The organism is Streptomyces sp. MBT65 (assembly GCF_016612545.1).
Taxonomy (GTDB): Bacteria; Actinomycetota; Actinomycetes; order Streptomycetales; family Streptomycetaceae; genus Streptomyces.
On the sequence record NZ_JAENRY010000164.1, the window covers coordinates 1 to 17,109 of the forward strand.

The following is a 17,109-nucleotide window of genomic DNA, read 5'->3' on the forward strand; positions in this document are numbered from 1 at the left end:
GACTCCTCACGGTATGCCCCCGCCCAACCGCCGGGGGCATACCGTGAGGAGTCGTACGCCTGAGCAGGGCGCCTGAGCCGGGAGGAGACAACGGGATGGGCAGCCGTACCGCGCTGGTCGAGGATCTGATGGAGCGCTTTCCGCATGTGCCGCGGGAGGCCGTCTTCAAGGAGGACCTGTTGCGCGGGGGTGTCGCCTTCGACCCGTCCGCGCTCAGTGACAACGAGGGCGGTGAGGTGAAGCCGAAGTCGTACTTCATCTTCTCCTTCGACCACGGCACCCTGCCCGAGCTGGGCGAGGCCGCGCTCAGGCGCCCGCCCGAGGAGATCATCCTCACCGGTGGCCCGTACGACCTGCGGCGCACCGTCGTCTCCGTGCGCGTGAACCCGACCTCGCCGTACCGCGTGGCCTCCGACGAGGACGGGGTCCTCGGGCTCTATCTCGACGGGAAGCGGATCGCGGACGTCGGGGTGCCGCCGATGCCGGAGTACTACAAGCACAAGCTCGCCAACGGGAAGTCCGTCATGGAGGTGGCCCCGACCATCCAGTGGGGCTACCTGATCTACCTGACCGTCTTCCGTGTCTGCCAGTACTTCGGTGCCAAGGAGGAGTGCCAGTACTGCGACATCAACCACAACTGGCGCCAGCACAAGGCCGCCGGGCGCCCTTACACGGGCGTCAAGGACGTGGAGGAGGTGCTGGAGGCGCTCGAGATCATCGACCGCTACGACACCGCGAAGGTGTCCACCGCCTACACCCTCACCGGCGGCGCGATCACCAAGACCGTCGCCGGGCGCGACGAGGCCGACTTCTACGGCCACTACGCCAAGGCCATCGAGGAGCGCTTCCCGGGGCGTTGGATCGGCAAGGTCGTCGCCCAGGCGCTGCCGAAGGGCGACGTCCAGCGGTTCAAGGACTACGGCGTGCAGATCTACCACCCCAACTACGAGGTGTGGGACGAGTATCTGTTCAAGCTGCACTGCCCGGGCAAGGAGCGCTACGTCGGCCGCGCCGAGTGGCACAAGCGCATCCTCGACTCGGCGGAGATCTTCGGTGCGCGCAACGTGATCCCCAACTTCGTTGCCGGCGTGGAGATGGCGGAGCCGTTCGGCTTCAAGACGGTCGACGAGGCGATCGCGTCGACGACCGAGGGCCTGCGCTTCTTCATGTCGCAGGGCATCACGCCCCGCTTCACCACCTGGTGCCCCGAGCCGACCACCCCGCTCGGCAAGGCCAACCCGCAGGGTGCGCCGCTGGAGTACCACATCCGGCTGCTGGAGGCCTACCGCGCCACGATGGAGGACTTCGGGCTCAAGTCCCCGCCCGGATACGGCGAACCCGGCCCGGGCCGTGCCGTCTTCTCCGTCAGCTCCTTCATGGACAGCCTCCCCGCCGAGGAGCCCGCGGCTTTGTAAGGTAACGGTGTGGCCAACTTCTGCGACGGGTGAGCCAGGAGAGGCTCGGACACGTACAACTGCACAGAGGCGACTGACAGTTACCGTAATTGAATAGGCGGCTTGTCAGTTGTGTGGGACGCGTGAAAGGCTCTGGCTCTGTCACGAGGCAGCCCCCCTCCAACTCGCTTACTGTCAGAGCTAGTTGGCCGTCATTCGTGGATGCAGGAGACCCATGCCCGACCTGCCGACTCCCCAGGACGCCGCTGAGGCAGCGCTGTTCACCGAGAGCTGGGACGCCGTGCTGTCCTACGCCGACCTGTGCACGTCCGGAGCCGCTTCGGCCACCGAACTGGCCAGTGAGGCCTTCGCGCTGGGCATCCAGGAGGCCCGTTCCGCCGGGTCCGGCCCGATGCGCGGACCGGCCCGTCGCATACTGCCGGTGATACCGCTGCTGCTGACCGCCGTCCGCACCACGGCGGCGGCCTGGGAGTTCGCCGGGCGGGGGCACCGGCTCGACCCGGACCTGCGGCTGTGGCTCAACTCGGAGAAGGCGGCCCGCTATCACGGCATGCCGCTGCAGCGCCCGATCGCCCTGCGCGGTCTGCGGGACCTGCAAGAAGCGGACGCCGCGCTGCTGTGGCTGGCCGAGGTGGAGGCGCTGCCGCTGCCCGTCGTGGCCCGCAGGCTCGGCCTGGACCCGGCGCTCGTCTCCGGTGAACTCGCCCAGGTGCGGGGCCTGTTCAGGGACCGCTGCCACCGCAGCCACCTCGACACACCGATGGCCGCGGAGTGCCGCAGCTACGCCCGGCTGCTGGACGCGGTGACCCGTTCACCGGCCGCCGACACACCCGAGGACCTCTCACGGCACCTCGCCACCTGTGTGCAGTGCGCGGAAGCCGCCGCCTGTCTGCGGCTGGCGGGCGGCGGACTGCCCGCGGCCCTCGCGGGCGGGGTGATCGGCTGGGGTGGGCTCGCCTATCTGGAGCGCCGCCGCCGGGCCGCCGAGGTACGGCTGGGCGCTGGCCGCCCGATCGCCGAACTCGAGGCCGGGGAACCGAAGGAGGGCGCGAGCAAGGCGCGCCTCGTACGCAACGGACTGCTCGCCGCGGCCGTCCTGCTGTCCCTGGTGGCGCTCGGGGTGTCGATGATGCCGATGGGCGGCTCCGGGCACGACAACGCGGCCGGTGACGACGCCGACCGTCAGGTGGTGGCCGATCCCGGCCCCAGCATCTCGTCCGTCGGTGCCCACCCCTCGGCCACGGCCTCGCCGTCCGGCCGGCCCGCGACGAGCGGTACGGCGACCGCCCCCGGGGACAAGAACCCCGACACGGAACCCCAGGGCACCGCCTCGGCGACGGCGGGCAACTCACCTGCCCCGACGCGGAGTTCGGGTGGCGGTTCGGGTTCGGACACGCCCGCGTCGGCGAGCTGCGAGGTCACCTACGACCTCGTCGGCCAGTGGCCCGACGGCTTCCAGGCCGCCGTCACCGTCACCACCACGAAGGCCCTCGACACCTGGCGCGTCGCCTGGTCCTACCGCGACGGCCAGCAGGTCACCCAGATGTGGGACGCGAGCGTCGCGCAGAACGGCTCCTGGGTCACCGCCACCGCCGCCGACTACAACAAGAACGTCGCCGCGGACGGCAGCTTCACCTTCGGCTTCCTCGGGACGTGGGACAACAGCAAGAACTCCGCGCCGTCCGGGTTCACGCTGAACGGCGCGGCCTGCAGCGAGTAGGCCTGCCCGTACGGCCGTCACCCGCCCCGACACGATCTCCGGGCGGCTGACGGCCGCTGCACGGAGACCTCCCCGTCCACGCTGCGCCGCACCGCACGGCCGGGTGCGCCGGCCCCGGCCGGGCAGCGACAGGTCGGGGGCCGAACCCCGGGCCAGTTTCCGGCCGTTGGCGCCCGCGCTCCGCTCGAACGGGTCGTCCGGGTGGGAGACCTTCTCGCCCCGGCCGTTGTCGGTGCCGGGCACCGGCCCGAAGGCCTGCCGGCGTACGTGGTCGACCTCTTCGGACATCACCTCGTCCTCGACGCGGCTGTCACCGAGCACGATGTGCGAACCGGTGGTGCAGGCCAGGGCGCCGAGCTCCTCGGCCGAGTGCCGGGCCATCGGGTCGTTGTGCACGCGTACATGGCCGAAGTCCATGCTGTACGCCCGCTCGGCGCGTTGCAGGATGCGTGGCTCCAGCGGCCGGCCGGGAGAACCGACGGCGTCGACGACGGACGACCGCCGCTGCACCGGCACGGCCGCCTCGGTCCCACCGGCCCCACCGCGCTGCTCCTCGGCGTGCTGCTCGTCCCGCGTCCGCTGGATCGCGCGGCTCACCGCGGCGTTCCCGGCGGCCTGTTGGAGCGCGGCGAGCGGCGGCAGGGCGGCGGCGGGCCGGGGCACGGGGCGTGCGCCGGCACGGTCACCGTTGTCACCGTTCGAGCGGTTCTCTCCCTGGATACGCATACACGGTTCCCCTTCGGTCGGCGGGCGCCCTGCTCTGTTACGGGTGCCCTTCCCTCTTACCGGATGGGGGCCGGGCGGAGGGGAGTCCATAGGGGCAGACCTGAGGGGTGGGCGAGCGAGCGAGTGAGTGGGCGTGTGGGGTGAGCGGACGAGGGCCCCGGCCGCCCGACGGAGCGACGGCGGCCAGGTCCCCCGGTCTCAGAGCCGGTTCTGGCGGCGGCGCAGGGCGATGACGGCCAGCGTGCCCACTCCGGCGGTGATGAGGGCCGTGGCGCTCACGGTGGTCGCCGAGACCCCGTCGTTTCCGGTCTTGGCGAGCTGCGTGGTCGTACCGGGGGAGGCTGTTCCCGAGGCCGCGGCGGAGGACGTCGTGGTGGCGGTCGGGGAGGTGGTCGCGGACGGGGTGGCCGACGCGGAGGAGGTGCTGGACGCGGAGGGCGTCGTCGATGCCGTCGGGGTGGTGCCGGAGGCCGCCGCCTTCACGACGGTCGACGCCGACGCGCCGCAGAAGGTGGTGCCGGTGAACGGCGTCGATCCCTCGTTGACGAACACACAGGGGTGCACGGTGGTCGTCCCGGCCGGCGCGTCCTTGCGGTAGGCCAGGCGGATCTTGGTGACCGTGCTGCTGTCCGCCGCCATGGAGGCGTCCTTGCCGACGATGTCGAAGCCGTAGATGTCCGGCTCGGCGCCGGCGGTGATCGGCTGGAGCGTCTTCCAGGTGCCGGAACGCAGTACCTGCACGGTGGCGTAGCGGCTGGTGAACAGCACCTCCGTCAGGTTCTCGTACGCCGAGGGCGTGCTGTTCTTCACGGTGGACCCGAAGGTGATGCCGGGGCCGCCCGCGGTGACGGTGGCGGGTACGGCGGACAGGCCGACGGTCGGTGCGTCGACATGCACGGTGTCCTCGTCGCTGTCGTCGGCGGCGCCCGAACTGCCGTAGGAGACAAGGGTGGTGAGCTTCAGGCTCTGGGTGCCTCCGTTGCTGTCGCCGTGGTGCGGGGTGCCCATGGGCAGGCCGAGGCGCAGTTGTACGGTCCGCGACTGGGCGGCGGCCAGCGGGAAGGACTCGGGCAGTTCGCCGGAGAACTGTGTGCCGGACAGGGTCAGCGGCACGGTCTTCCATGTCGTTCCGCTGAGCCGGTACTCCAGGCTGAGGGCGTTCGGCGGCAGGCCGGCACCGCCGTCGACGTGGTAGATCAACCGGGCCGAACCGGTGTCGTCCGTACCGACGTTGGACGCCGTGGTGGTGAAGTCGACCGGCCGGCCCGCCAGTCCGATCTCCGCCGGGGCCGCGGTGGAGACTTCGAGTGTCGGCGGCTGCGGGTCCGCCGGCGCGGCGGTGGCCGCGGGCGCCAGGGCGGCTCCGGAGGCGGCCAGCAACAGCCCGGCCCCCCCGGCTGTGACGGACGAACGCAGCGTGCGTGCGGTGCTGTTCAACGTTTCCCCCAGGATGCGTGTGTGCCGCGGCCGACTACCGCGCCCGAGCCGACGAGTGGATCAGCCCGCCTTCTCGCCCAGTTGGACCTGCGGATCCGGCAACGCGTTGTGGTGGCTATTGCGACGGTTCTGTCACCGGACGGTTGTGGATTCGTGCGGGCGTCGGGGTGGGGGCCGTCGCGATCGGATCGAGGAGTCGTCGTGGTGTGTTGATCGCGGCGGAGACGGGATCGGGCTCGCGGCCCGACTCCCGGAAACCGGGGCCGGGTTCGATGCGGATGTCCGGGACCGGGACGGCCGTACCGCACTCCTGGCAGTGGCCGTCGTGGTCGAGGAGGCCTCCGTCCAGGTCGTGGCGGAGGACGCGCTTCGGTCCGTGCGGGGAGTAGAAGGCCTCGCCCCAGTTCATCATCGCGTGCACGGCCGGCCACAGGGCGACGCCCTTGTCCGTCAGCCGGTACTCGACGCGGCCGGCTCCGTCGTCCTCGCGGGTGAGGACGCCTTCCTGCGTCAGCGACTTCAGCCGGCTGGTCAGGACGGCTCGCGGGATCCCGAGCTGGGTGGCGAAGTCGCCGAACCTCCGTACTCCGTAGAACGCGTCGCGGACGATCAGGAGCGTCCATCGCTCCCCTACGACCTCCAGCGTTCGAGCGAGGGGGCAGTTCCCGTCCGCGTAGGTGTTGGGGAGCGTCATGCCTCCGACTCTACCAGCGGCAGTTCACTCACTGAACTGACAGTGCTACGGTGTCCATCAGGAGCAGTTCAGTCACTGAACTGACCAGGTCGACCTTGAGGAGGGCGCCGCATGTACCAGTTCCTTGTTTCCTTCACCGTCCAGCCGGACCGTCGCGAGGACTTCGTCCGGGCGGCCCGGAGGACCGCCCGCGACTCCCTCGCGAACGAGCCCGGCTCGCAACGGTTCGAGGTCGTCGCGGACGAGGACAACCCGGACGTCTTCTACCTGAACGAGGTCTACGCCGACGTCGACGCGTTCGACGCGCATGCCGCCGGTCCGTACTTCGCCGCGTTCTTCGCCGAGGCGGGTGCCTACGCCGAAGGGCCGACGTGGCTCATGAGGGGCAACGTCGTCGGCGACAAGGCCGTGGCCTGAGCCATTCCCGTTCCCATTCCTGTTGCCGTTGCCGGCGACACCCACGAAAGACGAGGTCCGTCATGTCGTCGTCCGTACTCATCACCGGCGCGTCCAGGGGGATCGGCCGGGCCGTCGCCGTCGCGCTGGCGGGCCGGGGGCACCGGGTGATCGCCACCGCCCGCGACCCGGAAACGCTGGCCGACCTCCATGTCGACCGGCGTCTTCGCCTCGATGTCACCGATCAGGAGAGCGTCGACCGGGCCGTCCGGGACGCCGGTGACATCGACGTACTGGTCAGCAACGTCGGCGAGACCGTGCGCGCGCCCCTGGAGAGCGTCCCGCTCGCGGAGGTCGAACGGCTCTTCCAGGTCAACACGCTGGGCGCGCTGCGGGTGGTGCAGGCCGTGCTGCCCGCGATGCGCGAGCGAGGGGCGGGCCGTCTCGTCTTCATCTCCAGCATCCAGGGACGCCTGGTGCTGCCCATGATCGGCCCCTACGGCGCCAGCAAATGGGCACTGGAGGCACTCGCCGAGACGCTCGCCATCGAGACGGGTCACTTCGGCGTCAAGGTGAGTGTCGTCCAGCCGGGCGCGGTCTCGTCCGGCGGCGGCGAACGCGCCAGGGTGTTCCTCGGCGAGAACGACCCCTACACCCCGCTCTACGACGCCCTGCCCGCGCTCCGGGGCGAGGTCATCACCCCGGAGGAGGTGGCCGCCGCGGTCGCCGACACGATCGAACACCCCGAACCGCCGCTGCGCGTAGCGGTCGGCGCACCTGCCGAGCGCGCGTTGCGAGCCCGCAAGGAGGCTCCCGAGAGCGAGCCCTTCCTGCTGGCCGAGATCAACTGGTAGGCGGCGCGGAGGGATCAGAGCACGAGGACCGTCATCCAGAGCGGCCACATCCCCACCGTGAGGACGAGCACCGTGCGTCCACTGAGCCAACGGCCGATCCAGGCAAGGGTGTTGTGTTCAACTGCCCCGGTTCGTAGGGCTCGTTCGGCCAGCAGATGGCTCAACTGGCGTGATGCGAACAGCGCGCTGGGCACGGCGATGACCAGAGAAGCCGCGATCCGCACATACCGGCCCGTGGTCGCGTTGCCCGGAATCAGCAGGAGGCTTCCGACTCCGAGCAGGACCGCGATCACGAACCACACCCATGAGCGGAACGCCAGCACGTCGGAAGCCGGGGACCACACGCCGTTCTCGGCCTTCCGGTGGATCTTTCCCGGTCGAAGCCTGAGCAGCTCCGCGACGGCCTCGTCGGCTTCGGCGGCCGCGGTCGCCGCCTCCCGCCGGTCCCCGCGTTCGGAAACGAGGAACACCCAGGTGGTCAGGCGGGTTTCGAGGGCTCGCAGGATTCCCTCGTGATTCCTGATCACCGCAGTCATCGTCGTCGCCGTCCCTGTCGCCGGTAGGAGGGGTACTCCCCGTACGGCCCGCTAGCCATGGTCGTTCCGCCGTACCGTATGCCGATGCCACCCGCGTGCCGCGTGCGGCGGTGATGGTGTCGACGGTTCGCCTCGCACCCCGATCGCCGAGCTGCCCTGCCGGTGTGGACGGGCTTCTCAGTACGGAGCCATCTCCAAGTCGCCGATCACGTCCAGACCGACCTGGGCCGCGAGCCACGGGGCGCGTTCGGCCTCGATCTGCTTGACGTGGACGAAGACCGTGTGGTCGGGCGCGGGCTCCTCGATGTCGAGGTCACGGACGTTCACGCACAGCGTCACGAACGCACCTCTCGTACCACAGATGCCCAGGCCCACTTCCGGGGCTTCGGGCCAGCCGTCGAAGTCCCACCGGACCGAGGCAGGCCCCTCGCCCACCGCCTTGAGGAACGGCTCGACCGTTTCCGGGGGCATGGCCCAGCCCCGCAGCCGGACGGGGAAGCGCGCTGCCGCATCGGCCTCGTCGTCCGGGGAGCCGTCCCGGTCCCCATGCGCAAACCACTCGGCGTTCGGAATCAGTTCCAGCAGTTCCGCGAGAACGTCCGCCGAGGAGACCTGTGCCTCGAAATCGACTTCGAGATTCCGCAGATCGGCGATCGCGAGCAACCGCGCGACAACACGCAGGCCGTCCGCGAGATCAGTCGTTCTGAGAATGGGCTGCGCATAGGAGTTGGACATGGCGGTCATCCTGACACCGGCGGTTCCTGGGCCGGCGGTTCTTCGGCTGACGGTTCGGTCGCCGGGGCCACCATGGGGTTCCGGAGACGGCCGTAGGAGAGGACGAGCGCCGTCGCCAGGACGACCGCGCAGGTGAGGGCGAGTGGATTGACCCAGCCGCTCACGAAGTCCTTGTGTGCGCCGTTGTCCCAGCAGCCGACCAGGTAGCAGAGAGTCCCCATGGCGGCGGAGGCCTTGACGATGTGTCCCCCAGCTGTCGACCGGTGTCTCCGAAGGGCGAAGTCCCTTTGCCGGCTGCCTGGTTGGGCTGTGGCGAGGGGATCAACATAGTTGCCGCGAGTGCCTCGTCGAATAATCGTTGGCGTTCCGTGGGAGTCGGAGGCTAGGTTTCTTCTCGTCCCAGTGGTGGCCGGTCGGTCGCCGTTGTCGGTTGAGTGTGTTGGGGAGGTGTGACTGATGGCTGTCTCTGTGATGGGCGTTGCCCGCATCCGGAAGTTCATCAAGTCCACTCCCGTGGCCTCCGGCTGACCTCTCCTCTCTTCCCGCGTCTGTGTGCGCGGTGCCGGGGCCACCCTTGTGAAGGGTCACCCCTTGTCTTTCTCTTCTCTCCCGGGTTCGTCCTCGTCTTCCCTGCATCCCCTCGTGCCCTACGGCTGGGACGCGGGCTGGGAGGCCGAGTTCGCCCCGTTCGCCGGGCAGGGTCTGCTGCCCGGCCGTGTCGCGCGGGTCGACCGTGGTCTGTGCGATGTCATCACCGCGTTCGGTACGGTCCGTGCCGACACCGAGTTCGTCGTCCCGCGTGACCCGATGAAGGTCGTGTGCACGGGCGACTGGGCTGCCGTGGATCCTGAGGGCGGCAGTCCACGTTACGTACGGACGCTGCTGCCGCGCCGTACCGCCTTCGTGCGTTCCACCTCCTCCAAGCGGTCCGAGGGGCAGATCCTCGCGGCCAATGTCGACCACGCGATCGTCGCCGTACCGCTGAACGGGGAGATCGACCTCGGCCGTATCGAACGGTTCCTCGCGCTCGCCTGGGAGTCCGGCGCCCAACCCGTCGTCGTGCTGACCAAGGCCGACCTCGTGCCGGACGCGACGACGTTGTCGTATCTCGTCGACGACGTGGAGACGACGGCGCCGGGCGTGCCGGTGCTCACCGTCAGCGCTGCCGCCGGGGACGGGATCGACGTGCTCGCCGCGGTCGCCGCCGGGGGTACGTCCGTGCTGCTCGGGCAGTCCGGTGCGGGCAAGTCGACGCTCGCGAACGCGTTGACCGGCGAGGACCTGATGGACGTCCAGTCGACGCGTGACGTCGACGGCAAGGGCCGTCATACGACCACCACGCGCAACCTGCTCGCCCTGCCCGGCGGCGGGGTGCTGATCGACACACCGGGGCTGCGCGGGGTCGGGCTGTGGGACGCGCAGACCGGGGTCGGGCAGGTGTTCGCCGAGATCGAGGAACTGGCGGGGCGGTGCCGCTTCCACGACTGCGCCCATGTCGCCGAACCGGGGTGCGCGGTGCTCGCCGCCGTCGAGAACGGCGAACTGCCCGAGCGCCGGCTCGACAGCTACCGCAAGCTCATGCGCGAGAACCAGTGGATCGTCGCCAAGACCGACGCCCGGGCCCGCGCCGAACTGCGCCGCGACTGGAAGCGGAAGGGCGCGGAGGGCAAGGCCGCCATGGAGGCCAAGAGGGGGCGCTGGGCGTAGCGGTCCGGTCCGGCAGAGCGTCAGCGTCGCGTCCGATTTCCGCCAGCCCCGCCCCCGGGGATGGCGGAGACTGGATCGCGTGATGGACGAAGACAGCAGGTACGAAGCCGTGCGGAGCCGGGACGCCCGGTTCGACGGTGAGTTCTTCTTCGGGGTGACCACGACCGGGATCTACTGCCGGCCCAGTTGCCCCGCCGTGACGCCGAAGCGGCGCAATGTGCGGTTCTACGCGACGGCCGCCGCCGCGCAGGGTTACGGGTTCCGGGCCTGTCGGCGGTGCCGTCCGGACGCCGTGCCGGGGTCGGCCGAGTGGAACGTGCGCGCCGACGTCGTGGGCCGCGCCATGCGGCTGATCGGCGACGGCGTCGTGGACCGCGAGGGCGTCGCCGGGCTCGCCGTGCGGCTGGGATACAGCGCACGGCAGGTCCAGCGGCAGCTCACCGCCGAACTCGGCGCCGGCCCCGTCGCCCTCGCCCGGGCCCAACGCGCGCACACCGCCCGCGTGCTCGTACAGACCACCGATCTGCCGATCACGGAGATCGTCTTTGCCGCCGGGTTCGCCAGCGTAAGGCAGTTCAACGACACGATCCGCGCCGTCTACGCGTCGACCCCGAGCGAGTTGCGCACCAACGCCCCCAAGGCACCCAGAGTTCCCAAGGCCCCCCGTGGGTCCAAGGCAGGGACGACCGCGCCCGGACCGGTCGGCGGAATCCCGCTGCGGCTCGCCCACCGGGGCCCCTACCTCTCCGCCGCCGTCTTCGACCTGCTGGCACGCGAAGCCGTCCCCGGCGTCGAGGAGATCACCGGCACCCCCGGCCGCCGCACCTACCGCCGCACCCTCCGCCTCCCCTACGGCACCGGGATCGCCGCCGTCGACGAACGACCCGGCGCCCTCAGAGCCGCGTCCCCCGCCCACCCCGGCGGCTGGCTCGACGCCCGGCTGCACCTCACCGACCACCGTGACCTGACCACCGCCGTCCAGCGGCTACGACGGCTCTTCGACCTCGACGCCGATCCGTACGCCGTCGACGAACGGCTCGGCGACGATCCCCGGCTCGCCCCGCTCGTCGCCGCCCGGCCCGGCCTGCGCTCACCGGGCACCGCCGATCCCGAGGAACTCGCCGTACGGGCGTTGGTCGGGCGGGCGGAGGCCGAGCGGCTGGTGCGGCGGTACGGCACGGCGCTGGACGTCCCGTCCGGCGGCCTCACCCATCTCTTCCCCGAGCCGTCGGCGCTGCTGGCGGCGGCCGCGCCCGGCGACCCGCTGACCGCCCTCGCCACCGCCCTGGCCGACGGCACCGTACGACTCGACGCCGGCGCCGACCGGGACGACGCGCAGCAGGCCCTGCTCGCGCTGCCCGGCATGGACGCCGCGACCGTCGCCGTCATCCGCACCCGCGCCCTCGGCGACCCGGATGTGGCGCCGCCCGGCGTCGACATTCCGGACGCCTGGCGCCCCTGGCGTTCCTATGCCGCACAACACCTGTACACAGCAGGGGAGTTGGAGTTCCGATGAGCACGACCGCCACCACGAACACGATCACGAACACGACCGCGCCGGACAGCATCCGTTGGACGAGTTTCGAGAGCCCCCTGGGGCAACTCCTCCTCACCGCCGACGAGTCCGGCGCCCTCACCTCCCTCTCCGTCCCCGGGCAGAAGGGCGGCCGCACCGTCCAGCCGGAGTGGCGGCGGGACCCCGGCCCCTTCCGCGCCGCGGGTGAGCAGCTCGCCGCCTACTTCGCCGGTGAACTCAAGGAATTCCACCTGGAGTTCAGCACCTCCGGCACCGACTTCCGCGAGCGGGTGTGGACCGCCCTGGACTCCGTCCCGTACGGCGCGACGACGACGTACGGCGAGATCGCCGCGCGGATCGGCGCGTCCCGGGCCGCCGTTCGGGCCGTGGGCGGGGCGATCGGCGCCAATCCGTTGCTGGTTGTCCGCCCGTGCCACCGCGTGATCGGCGCGGACGGAACGCTGACCGGCTATGCGGGCGGTCTCGACCGCAAGGTCCAACTCCTCACCCTGGAAGACGCGTTGGCCTGAGCTACTCCGACTCCAGGCCCCAGCTGTGGATCCGCCGGGGGTGGATGCGGATCACCTCCTCGCTCATGTGCGGCCCCAACTCATGCGGGCCGATGAGGAGTTCGGCCTCGCCGCGGATGTCGATGCCGCGTACCTTCCAGGGGCTGACGCTGACGATGTCGTCCACGACCAGGGCGACCTTCGGGTTCTTCCGCAGATTGCGCCACTTCTTCGTCGTACCCATCGCATATCCGCCCACCAGGATCGTCCCGTCGGGCTGCGGGAAGAAGCCGACGGGGTTGGCCTGCGGTTGGCCCTGCGGGTCGACGGTGGCGAGGCGTCCCAGCCGCTGCGAAGTGAGGTAGGCGCGTTCGGCCGCGGTGAATTCGGTCATGACCGCAGCCAAACACGCCTGCCCGCCCCGCGCATCGGCCTGCGGTCCCAGGTCGCCGTCCGCCCTGCGTCGTACGCCGGACAGGGGACGCGGAGCCCCTCCCCGGTGATGCTCCGCCGTCGGCCCCCTCCCGCGTGGCACGGTCGCCTCCTCGTGGTCGGTGGGGAGAGGTGGAGCGTTCATGGTCGGGGCCGGACGGATCGTCGTGGCAATGCTGGTGGCCGTACTGGGAGCGGGAGTTGGGCAGGGTACGGCGACCGCCGACGCCCCGGCCGCCGAACCGTTCGGCACCTGGACCGGCACCTGGGAGGCCGCCCCCTCCGGAACCGCCCCGGCCCGGCCCGGCGCCTCCCTCCGCAACGTCGTCCACCTCAGCGTCGGCGGCAGCGCCACCCGCGTCCGGCTCACCAACCGGCTCGGTACCGCGCCCCTGCGGCTCGACGCGGTGACCGTCGCCCTGCGCGAGGACGGTCCGGACGCGGTGCCCGGCTCGATGCGGGTCGTCACCTTCGCGGGCGCCCGGACGGTCACGATCCCGGCGGGCCAGGACCTGGTCAGCGACCCCGTCCCGCTCGCCGTGCCCGACAGCGCGGACCTGCTCGTCACGGTCCACACGCCCGACGACTCCGGCCCGGCGACCTACCACCGCGCGGCCGGACAGACCAACTACCTTGCCCCGAGCGGCGATCGGGCCGCGGACATCGACGGTTCCGCGTACAGGACGACCACCACCTCCTGGTACTACGTCACCGGCGTCGACGTCCTCGACGCCCCGGCGGCCGGCAGTGTCGTCACCCTCGGCGACTCCCTCACCGACGGCAACGGCTCCACCCGCGACGCCAACCACCGCTGGCCCGACCGGCTCGCCGAACGCCTCGCCGCCCTGCCCGCGTACCGTCGCCTCGGTGTCCTCAACGCCGGCATCTCCGGCAACCGCCTGCTGCGCGAGAACGTGGGCCCGAGCGGGCTGGCCCGCCTGGACGCCGACGCGCTGTCGCGGTCGGGGGTGCGCGTGCTGATCGTCCTCGAAGGCATCAACGACATCAACGGCACCCCGAACGCCACCGACCCCGCCGCCTTCGAGGACGCGTACCGCACCCTCGTGACCCGCGCGCACGCGCACGGCATCCGCGTCATCGGCGCGACCCTCACGCCGTACGGCGGCGCCGGCAACTTCACGGCCGCCCGGGAGGCCGTACGGCAGAAGGTCAACGTCTTCATCCGCGGCGGCGGGCCCTTCGACGGGGTGGTCGACCTCGACGCCGCCGTCCGCGACCCGGCGCAGCCGCAGTGGATCATGCCCGGCTACGACAGCGGCGACCATCTGCACTTCAGCGACGCGGGCATGCGGGCCCTCGCCGACGCGGTCGACCTCACCGCGCTGACCTCAGGAACCCGCTGGATCCGATGAGCCCCATGGGGGTCAGCCCCAGATGACGGCGCCCAGCCACGCGCCCGCGATCAGCAGACAGGTGAACAGTTCGGTCAGCACGCTGGAGCCGCCCGAGCGCATCGCCGTACGGAGAGAGGCCATGGCCTCGCCGTGCCGGCCCAGCCGGATGCGTTCGTGGAGGTAGATCCCGGCCATGAAGCCGGGGATCGCGCCGAGCACGGGGATCAGGACGAAGCCGAGCAACGCGCCGACTCCCGCGTACACGCCCATTCGGGGGGTCGCGCCGCTCGCGCGCAGTCGGCGGGGCGGCAGGGCCCAGCGCACCACCTGGGAGAGGAAGAGGACGACCGTGGCGCCCACCAGGACGCCCCAGGACACCGGCTGCGGGTCCTTCAGCGCCCACCACAGGACCGCGGCCCACACCAGCCACGACCCCGGCACTCCGGGCACCAAGACTCCGCACAGGCCGAGCAGGACGACCACGCCGACCAGCAGGAGTTCACCCACTCCCATCTGCCCAGCCTGCGGGATCCCGGGTGAAACCGCAGGTCAGCCACGGGCCACCCAGCCCCGGTCGTGGGCGTGCCAGCCCAGTTGCAGCCGGGTCGTCGCGCCGGTCAGCTCCATCAGCCGCCTCACCCGGCGCTGGACCGTCCTCAGGCCCACATCGAGCTGTTTCGCGACGCTGGCGTCGGTCAGCCCGGCCAGCAGCAGGGACAGCACCTCCAGGTCGGCGGGGTCGGGGCCGTCCGGTGCCCGCTCGGTGGCGCCGGACGGGCCCGGGCGCAGCGGGAGCGCGTCCCGCCAGACCGACTCGAAGAGCCCGCGGAGCAGCTCCAGCAGACCGCTCGCGTGCACGACGAGCGCGGCGGGCTCCGCGGTGGGCGAGGTCAGCGGCACCAGCGCGAGGGTCCGGTCGGCGATCACCAGCTTGGTCGGCACCTTGTCCACCACCCGCACCTGTTCGCCGCGGCCGAGCGCGGCGGTGAGTTCGGTGACGCCGTCGGGGAGGTCGAGCACCGCGCGTTCGAGGACGACCCGGTAGCGGACCCCGCGGCCGGCGGCCTGCTCCTCCGCGTCGTTCTCCCCGCTGGTGACGGCGACCGGGTTCCCGGTGACCAGCGCGCAGACCTCCTCGGTCGCGCCGAGCTGGAGCTGGAGGAAGCGCCGGGTGACGGCGGCGGCGCCGATCACCACCTCCACCAGGTCGTGTACGGCGGGTTCGGCGGCGCCGGTCCGGTACTCCTCGGCGAGCAGCGCGGCGGTCAGTTCGGCCTGGTCCAGTTCGTGGCGGCGCTGGGTGAGCAGGGCGCTCAGGGCGACGCCGGGTGGGGCGGCGACCCAGCGGCCGGGGCGGGCCGAGGACTGGGCCGCGAGTCCGTGCCGCTCCAGGCGGCGCAGGGTGCGCTCGGTGTCGTACTCCCCGATGGCCAGGCGTCGGGCGAGATCGGGTACGTCCGCGGCGCCGACGGACACCAGTGCCCGGTACGCGGACTCGTGTGCCTCGTCCAGGCCTATCGCCGCGAGCATCGGTGCGGCCCCTCCTTCGCGGTGTGTGCGGTGTGCGGTGTGCGGTGTGCACGGTGCGTGGTGTGCATGCGGTGCGCGGTGTGCGGTGTGGCGGAAAACAGCCACGGCGTGAACCCGCCTCGGCACATCATCGCCGTATCACCCGTCACTCTGCCAAGGTTGCGCCCCAGGGGCATCAACTGCCGCCCGTAATGCGCGTATTGGGCCTGCTTGGCCTGCGGGTTCGTGCGCGACGGGCCGTGGGGGAGGCGGGCGGGAGTCACAGCGGATCTTCAGGAAAGCGGGTCACACTCGGGCCTGGACGGGCCGAACCCGCAACGGGATCCGGCCAGTTGGAACGTGACCCGGACCCCTGCGGTGCGCAGGCACGCAGGGGAGCTGGGGCCGGGTCACTCAGCTGTCGCCGGGCGGTCCTCCCGTGGGGGGTGGGGCCGCCCGGCGGCCCTGTGCTGTCCTGCGCGTCCTGCGCCGTGCTGTTCCGGATGAGTGTTCGCCACGTCGCCCGACACGCCCTGCGAGCAGGGGCGCGCACCCGATTTTCCGGACGCCCCGTTTCCAACTGGCCCGTGCGGTGGACAATTAGGGGCATGAGCCAGCAGGGGGGAACGCCGACCGGTCACGAGGACGACTGGTGGAGCCAGCTGTACGACGACACCCCGGAGGACACGGGGCCCACGGCCGCGGGCGACTCCGTCGACGACCGGTTCGCCTCGGCGGCGGGGACGGTCGGCGGAGGGTCCGGTGAGTCCGGGTCCCTCGATGCCGGGGAGGGTGTGACTTCGGCGGGCGAGGGGGCGCGTCCGGTGGATGAGGTGACGCGCCGGGTGGGTCCGGGTGGCCCGGGGTTCCGCGCGACAGCCGACTCCGCGGTGCCCGCCGACGCCGATCCGGTCGCCCCGCGTGCTTTCTGGGAGCCACCGTCCAGTGCGCCTCCGGGTGCTGCGGCGTTCCCACCACGACCTCCGCTCCATGCGCCGACGCCCGGTGAGGATCGGGACGGCGGTGGGGGTGGCTCGTCCGGCGGTTCAGGGCCGGTTGGTGCCGGGAGCGGTTCGGCGGGTGGCACCGGTGGGTCCCCCGGCCTCCGGGGCGACGCGGCGGGCACGGCGGTGCCGGGCGACCGCCCGACCGTAGTCACCGGCGATGGCACGCCACCGCCTCCGCTCCCGCGAGGCGCACGCCCGGATCCGCCCGACGAGCCTCCGGTGTTCACGCCGGTGGCGCCCGCTGCTCCCGGTGACGGGACCTCGCTTCCTTCGGTGCCGGGAGGTGCCGGCGCAGACCGGCATGGCGAGCCTCCGCTGTTCACACCCGTTGCACCCGCCGCTCCCGGCGACGGGACCTCGCTTCCTTCGGCCCCCGGAGGTGCCGGCGCGGATCGGCAGATCGAGCCTCCGTTGTTCACGCCGGTGGCGCCCGCTGCTCCGGGCGACGGGACCTCGCGTCCTCCGGTGCCGGGAGGTGCCGGCGCGGATCGGCACGCCGAGCCTCCGTTGTTCACGCCGGTGGCGCCTGGTGCTCCTGGCGACGGGACCTCGCTTCCTTCG

Annotated in this window: 16 protein-coding genes and 1 pseudogene; 8 read left to right on the top strand and 9 right to left on the bottom strand. The window is 71.7% G+C overall.

Features of this window, described 5'->3' with window-relative positions:
• Positions 1–95: 95 nt before the first annotated feature.
• Together JHN63_RS31505 and JHN63_RS31510 are read left to right on the top strand one after the other, a co-directional pair.
• Positions 96–1,415 carry a radical SAM protein gene (locus JHN63_RS31505; RefSeq protein WP_200687033.1) on the top strand — a complete coding sequence of 440 codons (1,320 nt, stop codon included), beginning with the start codon at positions 96–98 and terminating at the stop codon, positions 1,413–1,415.
• Between the two features lie 214 nt (positions 1,416–1,629).
• The gene (locus JHN63_RS31510) at positions 1,630–3,135 is read left to right on the top strand and encodes a cellulose-binding domain-containing protein (RefSeq protein ID WP_200687035.1); all 1,506 of its coding nucleotides are present in this window, start codon (positions 1,630–1,632) and stop codon (positions 3,133–3,135) included.
• A 264-nt stretch (positions 3,136–3,399) separates the two neighbouring features.
• Here JHN63_RS31510 and JHN63_RS54820 read toward each other — a convergent pair.
• From JHN63_RS54820 to JHN63_RS31520, 3 genes and pseudogenes are all read right to left on the bottom strand, one after another.
• Positions 3,400–3,951 (bottom strand): annotated as a pseudogene (locus tag JHN63_RS54820) (DUF4157 domain-containing protein); the annotation flags it as partial.
• Between the two features lie 108 nt (positions 3,952–4,059).
• On the bottom strand, positions 4,060–5,298 hold the full coding sequence (locus JHN63_RS31515; RefSeq protein WP_200687037.1) for a hypothetical protein: 1,239 nt from the start codon (positions 5,296–5,298) through the stop codon (positions 4,060–4,062).
• Between the two features lie 115 nt (positions 5,299–5,413).
• On the bottom strand, positions 5,414–5,992 hold the full coding sequence (locus tag JHN63_RS31520) for a helix-turn-helix domain-containing protein (RefSeq protein ID WP_200687039.1): 579 nt from the start codon (positions 5,990–5,992) through the stop codon (positions 5,414–5,416).
• Between the two features lie 111 nt (positions 5,993–6,103).
• Between JHN63_RS31520 and JHN63_RS31525 the strand changes: the two genes are divergently transcribed.
• Both JHN63_RS31525 and JHN63_RS31530 read left to right on the top strand, forming a co-directional pair.
• The gene (locus JHN63_RS31525) at positions 6,104–6,409 is read left to right on the top strand and encodes a putative quinol monooxygenase (RefSeq protein ID WP_200687041.1); all 306 of its coding nucleotides are present in this window, start codon (positions 6,104–6,106) and stop codon (positions 6,407–6,409) included.
• A 62-nt stretch (positions 6,410–6,471) separates the two neighbouring features.
• Positions 6,472–7,242, top strand: coding sequence for an SDR family oxidoreductase (locus JHN63_RS31530; protein WP_200687043.1), 771 nt, complete (start codon positions 6,472–6,474; stop codon positions 7,240–7,242).
• Positions 7,243–7,256: 14 nt separating this feature from the next.
• Here JHN63_RS31530 and JHN63_RS31535 read toward each other — a convergent pair whose 3' ends face one another.
• From JHN63_RS31535 to JHN63_RS31545, 3 genes are all read right to left on the bottom strand, one after another.
• The gene (locus JHN63_RS31535; RefSeq protein ID WP_200687045.1) at positions 7,257–7,769 is read right to left on the bottom strand and encodes a hypothetical protein; all 513 of its coding nucleotides are present in this window, start codon (positions 7,767–7,769) and stop codon (positions 7,257–7,259) included.
• Between the two features lie 186 nt (positions 7,770–7,955).
• Entirely contained in the window at positions 7,956–8,513 is a 558-nt protein-coding gene (locus JHN63_RS31540; protein WP_234478004.1) for a hypothetical protein, read from the bottom strand.
• A gap of 5 nt (positions 8,514–8,518) precedes the next feature.
• A complete protein-coding gene (locus tag JHN63_RS31545; RefSeq protein ID WP_200687049.1) occupies positions 8,519–8,734 on the bottom strand; it encodes a hypothetical protein in 216 nt (71 codons plus the stop codon).
• A 370-nt stretch (positions 8,735–9,104) separates the two neighbouring features.
• On the opposite strand from JHN63_RS31545, the gene rsgA reads away from it, so the two are divergent.
• The 3 genes from rsgA to JHN63_RS31560 all read left to right on the top strand — a co-directional run bounded on the left by rsgA (position 9,105) and on the right by JHN63_RS31560 (position 12,266).
• Complete coding sequence (gene rsgA, locus JHN63_RS31550; protein ID WP_200687051.1) at positions 9,105–10,220, top strand: ribosome small subunit-dependent GTPase A; 1,116 nt, start codon at positions 9,105–9,107, stop codon at positions 10,218–10,220.
• Positions 10,221–10,302: 82 nt separating this feature from the next.
• Complete coding sequence (locus tag JHN63_RS31555; RefSeq protein WP_234478005.1) at positions 10,303–11,736, top strand: DNA-3-methyladenine glycosylase 2 family protein; 1,434 nt, start codon at positions 10,303–10,305, stop codon at positions 11,734–11,736.
• Positions 11,733–12,266 carry a methylated-DNA--[protein]-cysteine S-methyltransferase gene (locus JHN63_RS31560; RefSeq protein ID WP_200687055.1) on the top strand — a complete coding sequence of 178 codons (534 nt, stop codon included), beginning with the start codon at positions 11,733–11,735 and terminating at the stop codon, positions 12,264–12,266. The genes JHN63_RS31555 and JHN63_RS31560 overlap by 4 nt, the downstream gene beginning before the upstream one ends.
• A gap of 1 nt (position 12,267) precedes the next feature.
• Here the strand turns inward: JHN63_RS31560 and JHN63_RS31565 are convergent, their stop codons facing one another.
• Complete coding sequence (locus JHN63_RS31565) at positions 12,268–12,639, bottom strand: PPOX class F420-dependent oxidoreductase (protein WP_200687057.1); 372 nt, start codon at positions 12,637–12,639, stop codon at positions 12,268–12,270.
• Between the two features lie 181 nt (positions 12,640–12,820).
• On the opposite strand from JHN63_RS31565, the gene JHN63_RS31570 reads away from it, so the two are divergent.
• The gene (locus JHN63_RS31570; RefSeq protein WP_200687059.1) at positions 12,821–14,050 is read left to right on the top strand and encodes an SGNH/GDSL hydrolase family protein; all 1,230 of its coding nucleotides are present in this window, start codon (positions 12,821–12,823) and stop codon (positions 14,048–14,050) included.
• Between the two features lie 12 nt (positions 14,051–14,062).
• Here JHN63_RS31570 and JHN63_RS31575 read toward each other — a convergent pair whose 3' ends face one another.
• A complete protein-coding gene (locus tag JHN63_RS31575; RefSeq protein WP_200687061.1) occupies positions 14,063–14,545 on the bottom strand; it encodes a DUF456 domain-containing protein in 483 nt (160 codons plus the stop codon).
• Positions 14,546–14,581: 36 nt separating this feature from the next.
• Entirely contained in the window at positions 14,582–15,562 is a 981-nt protein-coding gene (locus tag JHN63_RS31580; RefSeq protein WP_200687062.1) for a LuxR family transcriptional regulator, read from the bottom strand.
• Positions 15,563–17,109 lie beyond the last annotated feature (1,547 nt).

What these genes read in the sequence shown, in the direction of transcription:
- JHN63_RS31505 (WP_200687033.1), top strand. Translation starts at nt 96, where the DNA reads ATGGGCAGCCGTACCGCGCTGGTCGAGGATCTGATGGAGCGCTTTCCG.
- JHN63_RS31510 (WP_200687035.1), top strand. Translation starts at nt 1,630, where the DNA reads ATGCCCGACCTGCCGACTCCCCAGGACGCCGCTGAGGCAGCGCTGTTC.
- JHN63_RS31520 (WP_200687039.1), bottom strand. Translation starts at nt 5,992, where the DNA reads ATGACGCTCCCCAACACCTACGCGGACGGGAACTGCCCCCTCGCTCGA.
- JHN63_RS31525 (WP_200687041.1), top strand. Translation starts at nt 6,104, where the DNA reads ATGTACCAGTTCCTTGTTTCCTTCACCGTCCAGCCGGACCGTCGCGAG.
- JHN63_RS31530 (WP_200687043.1), top strand. Translation starts at nt 6,472, where the DNA reads ATGTCGTCGTCCGTACTCATCACCGGCGCGTCCAGGGGGATCGGCCGG.
- JHN63_RS31540 (WP_234478004.1), bottom strand. Translation starts at nt 8,513, where the DNA reads ATGTCCAACTCCTATGCGCAGCCCATTCTCAGAACGACTGATCTCGCG.
- JHN63_RS31545 (WP_200687049.1), bottom strand. Translation starts at nt 8,734, where the DNA reads ATGGGGACTCTCTGCTACCTGGTCGGCTGCTGGGACAACGGCGCACAC.
- JHN63_RS31555 (WP_234478005.1), top strand. Translation starts at nt 10,303, where the DNA reads ATGGACGAAGACAGCAGGTACGAAGCCGTGCGGAGCCGGGACGCCCGG.
- JHN63_RS31560 (WP_200687055.1), top strand. Translation starts at nt 11,733, where the DNA reads ATGAGCACGACCGCCACCACGAACACGATCACGAACACGACCGCGCCG.
- JHN63_RS31565 (WP_200687057.1), bottom strand. Translation starts at nt 12,639, where the DNA reads ATGACCGAATTCACCGCGGCCGAACGCGCCTACCTCACTTCGCAGCGG.
- JHN63_RS31570 (WP_200687059.1), top strand. Translation starts at nt 12,821, where the DNA reads ATGGTCGGGGCCGGACGGATCGTCGTGGCAATGCTGGTGGCCGTACTG.
- JHN63_RS31575 (WP_200687061.1), bottom strand. Translation starts at nt 14,545, where the DNA reads ATGGGAGTGGGTGAACTCCTGCTGGTCGGCGTGGTCGTCCTGCTCGGC.
- JHN63_RS31580 (WP_200687062.1), bottom strand. Translation starts at nt 15,562, where the DNA reads ATGCTCGCGGCGATAGGCCTGGACGAGGCACACGAGTCCGCGTACCGG.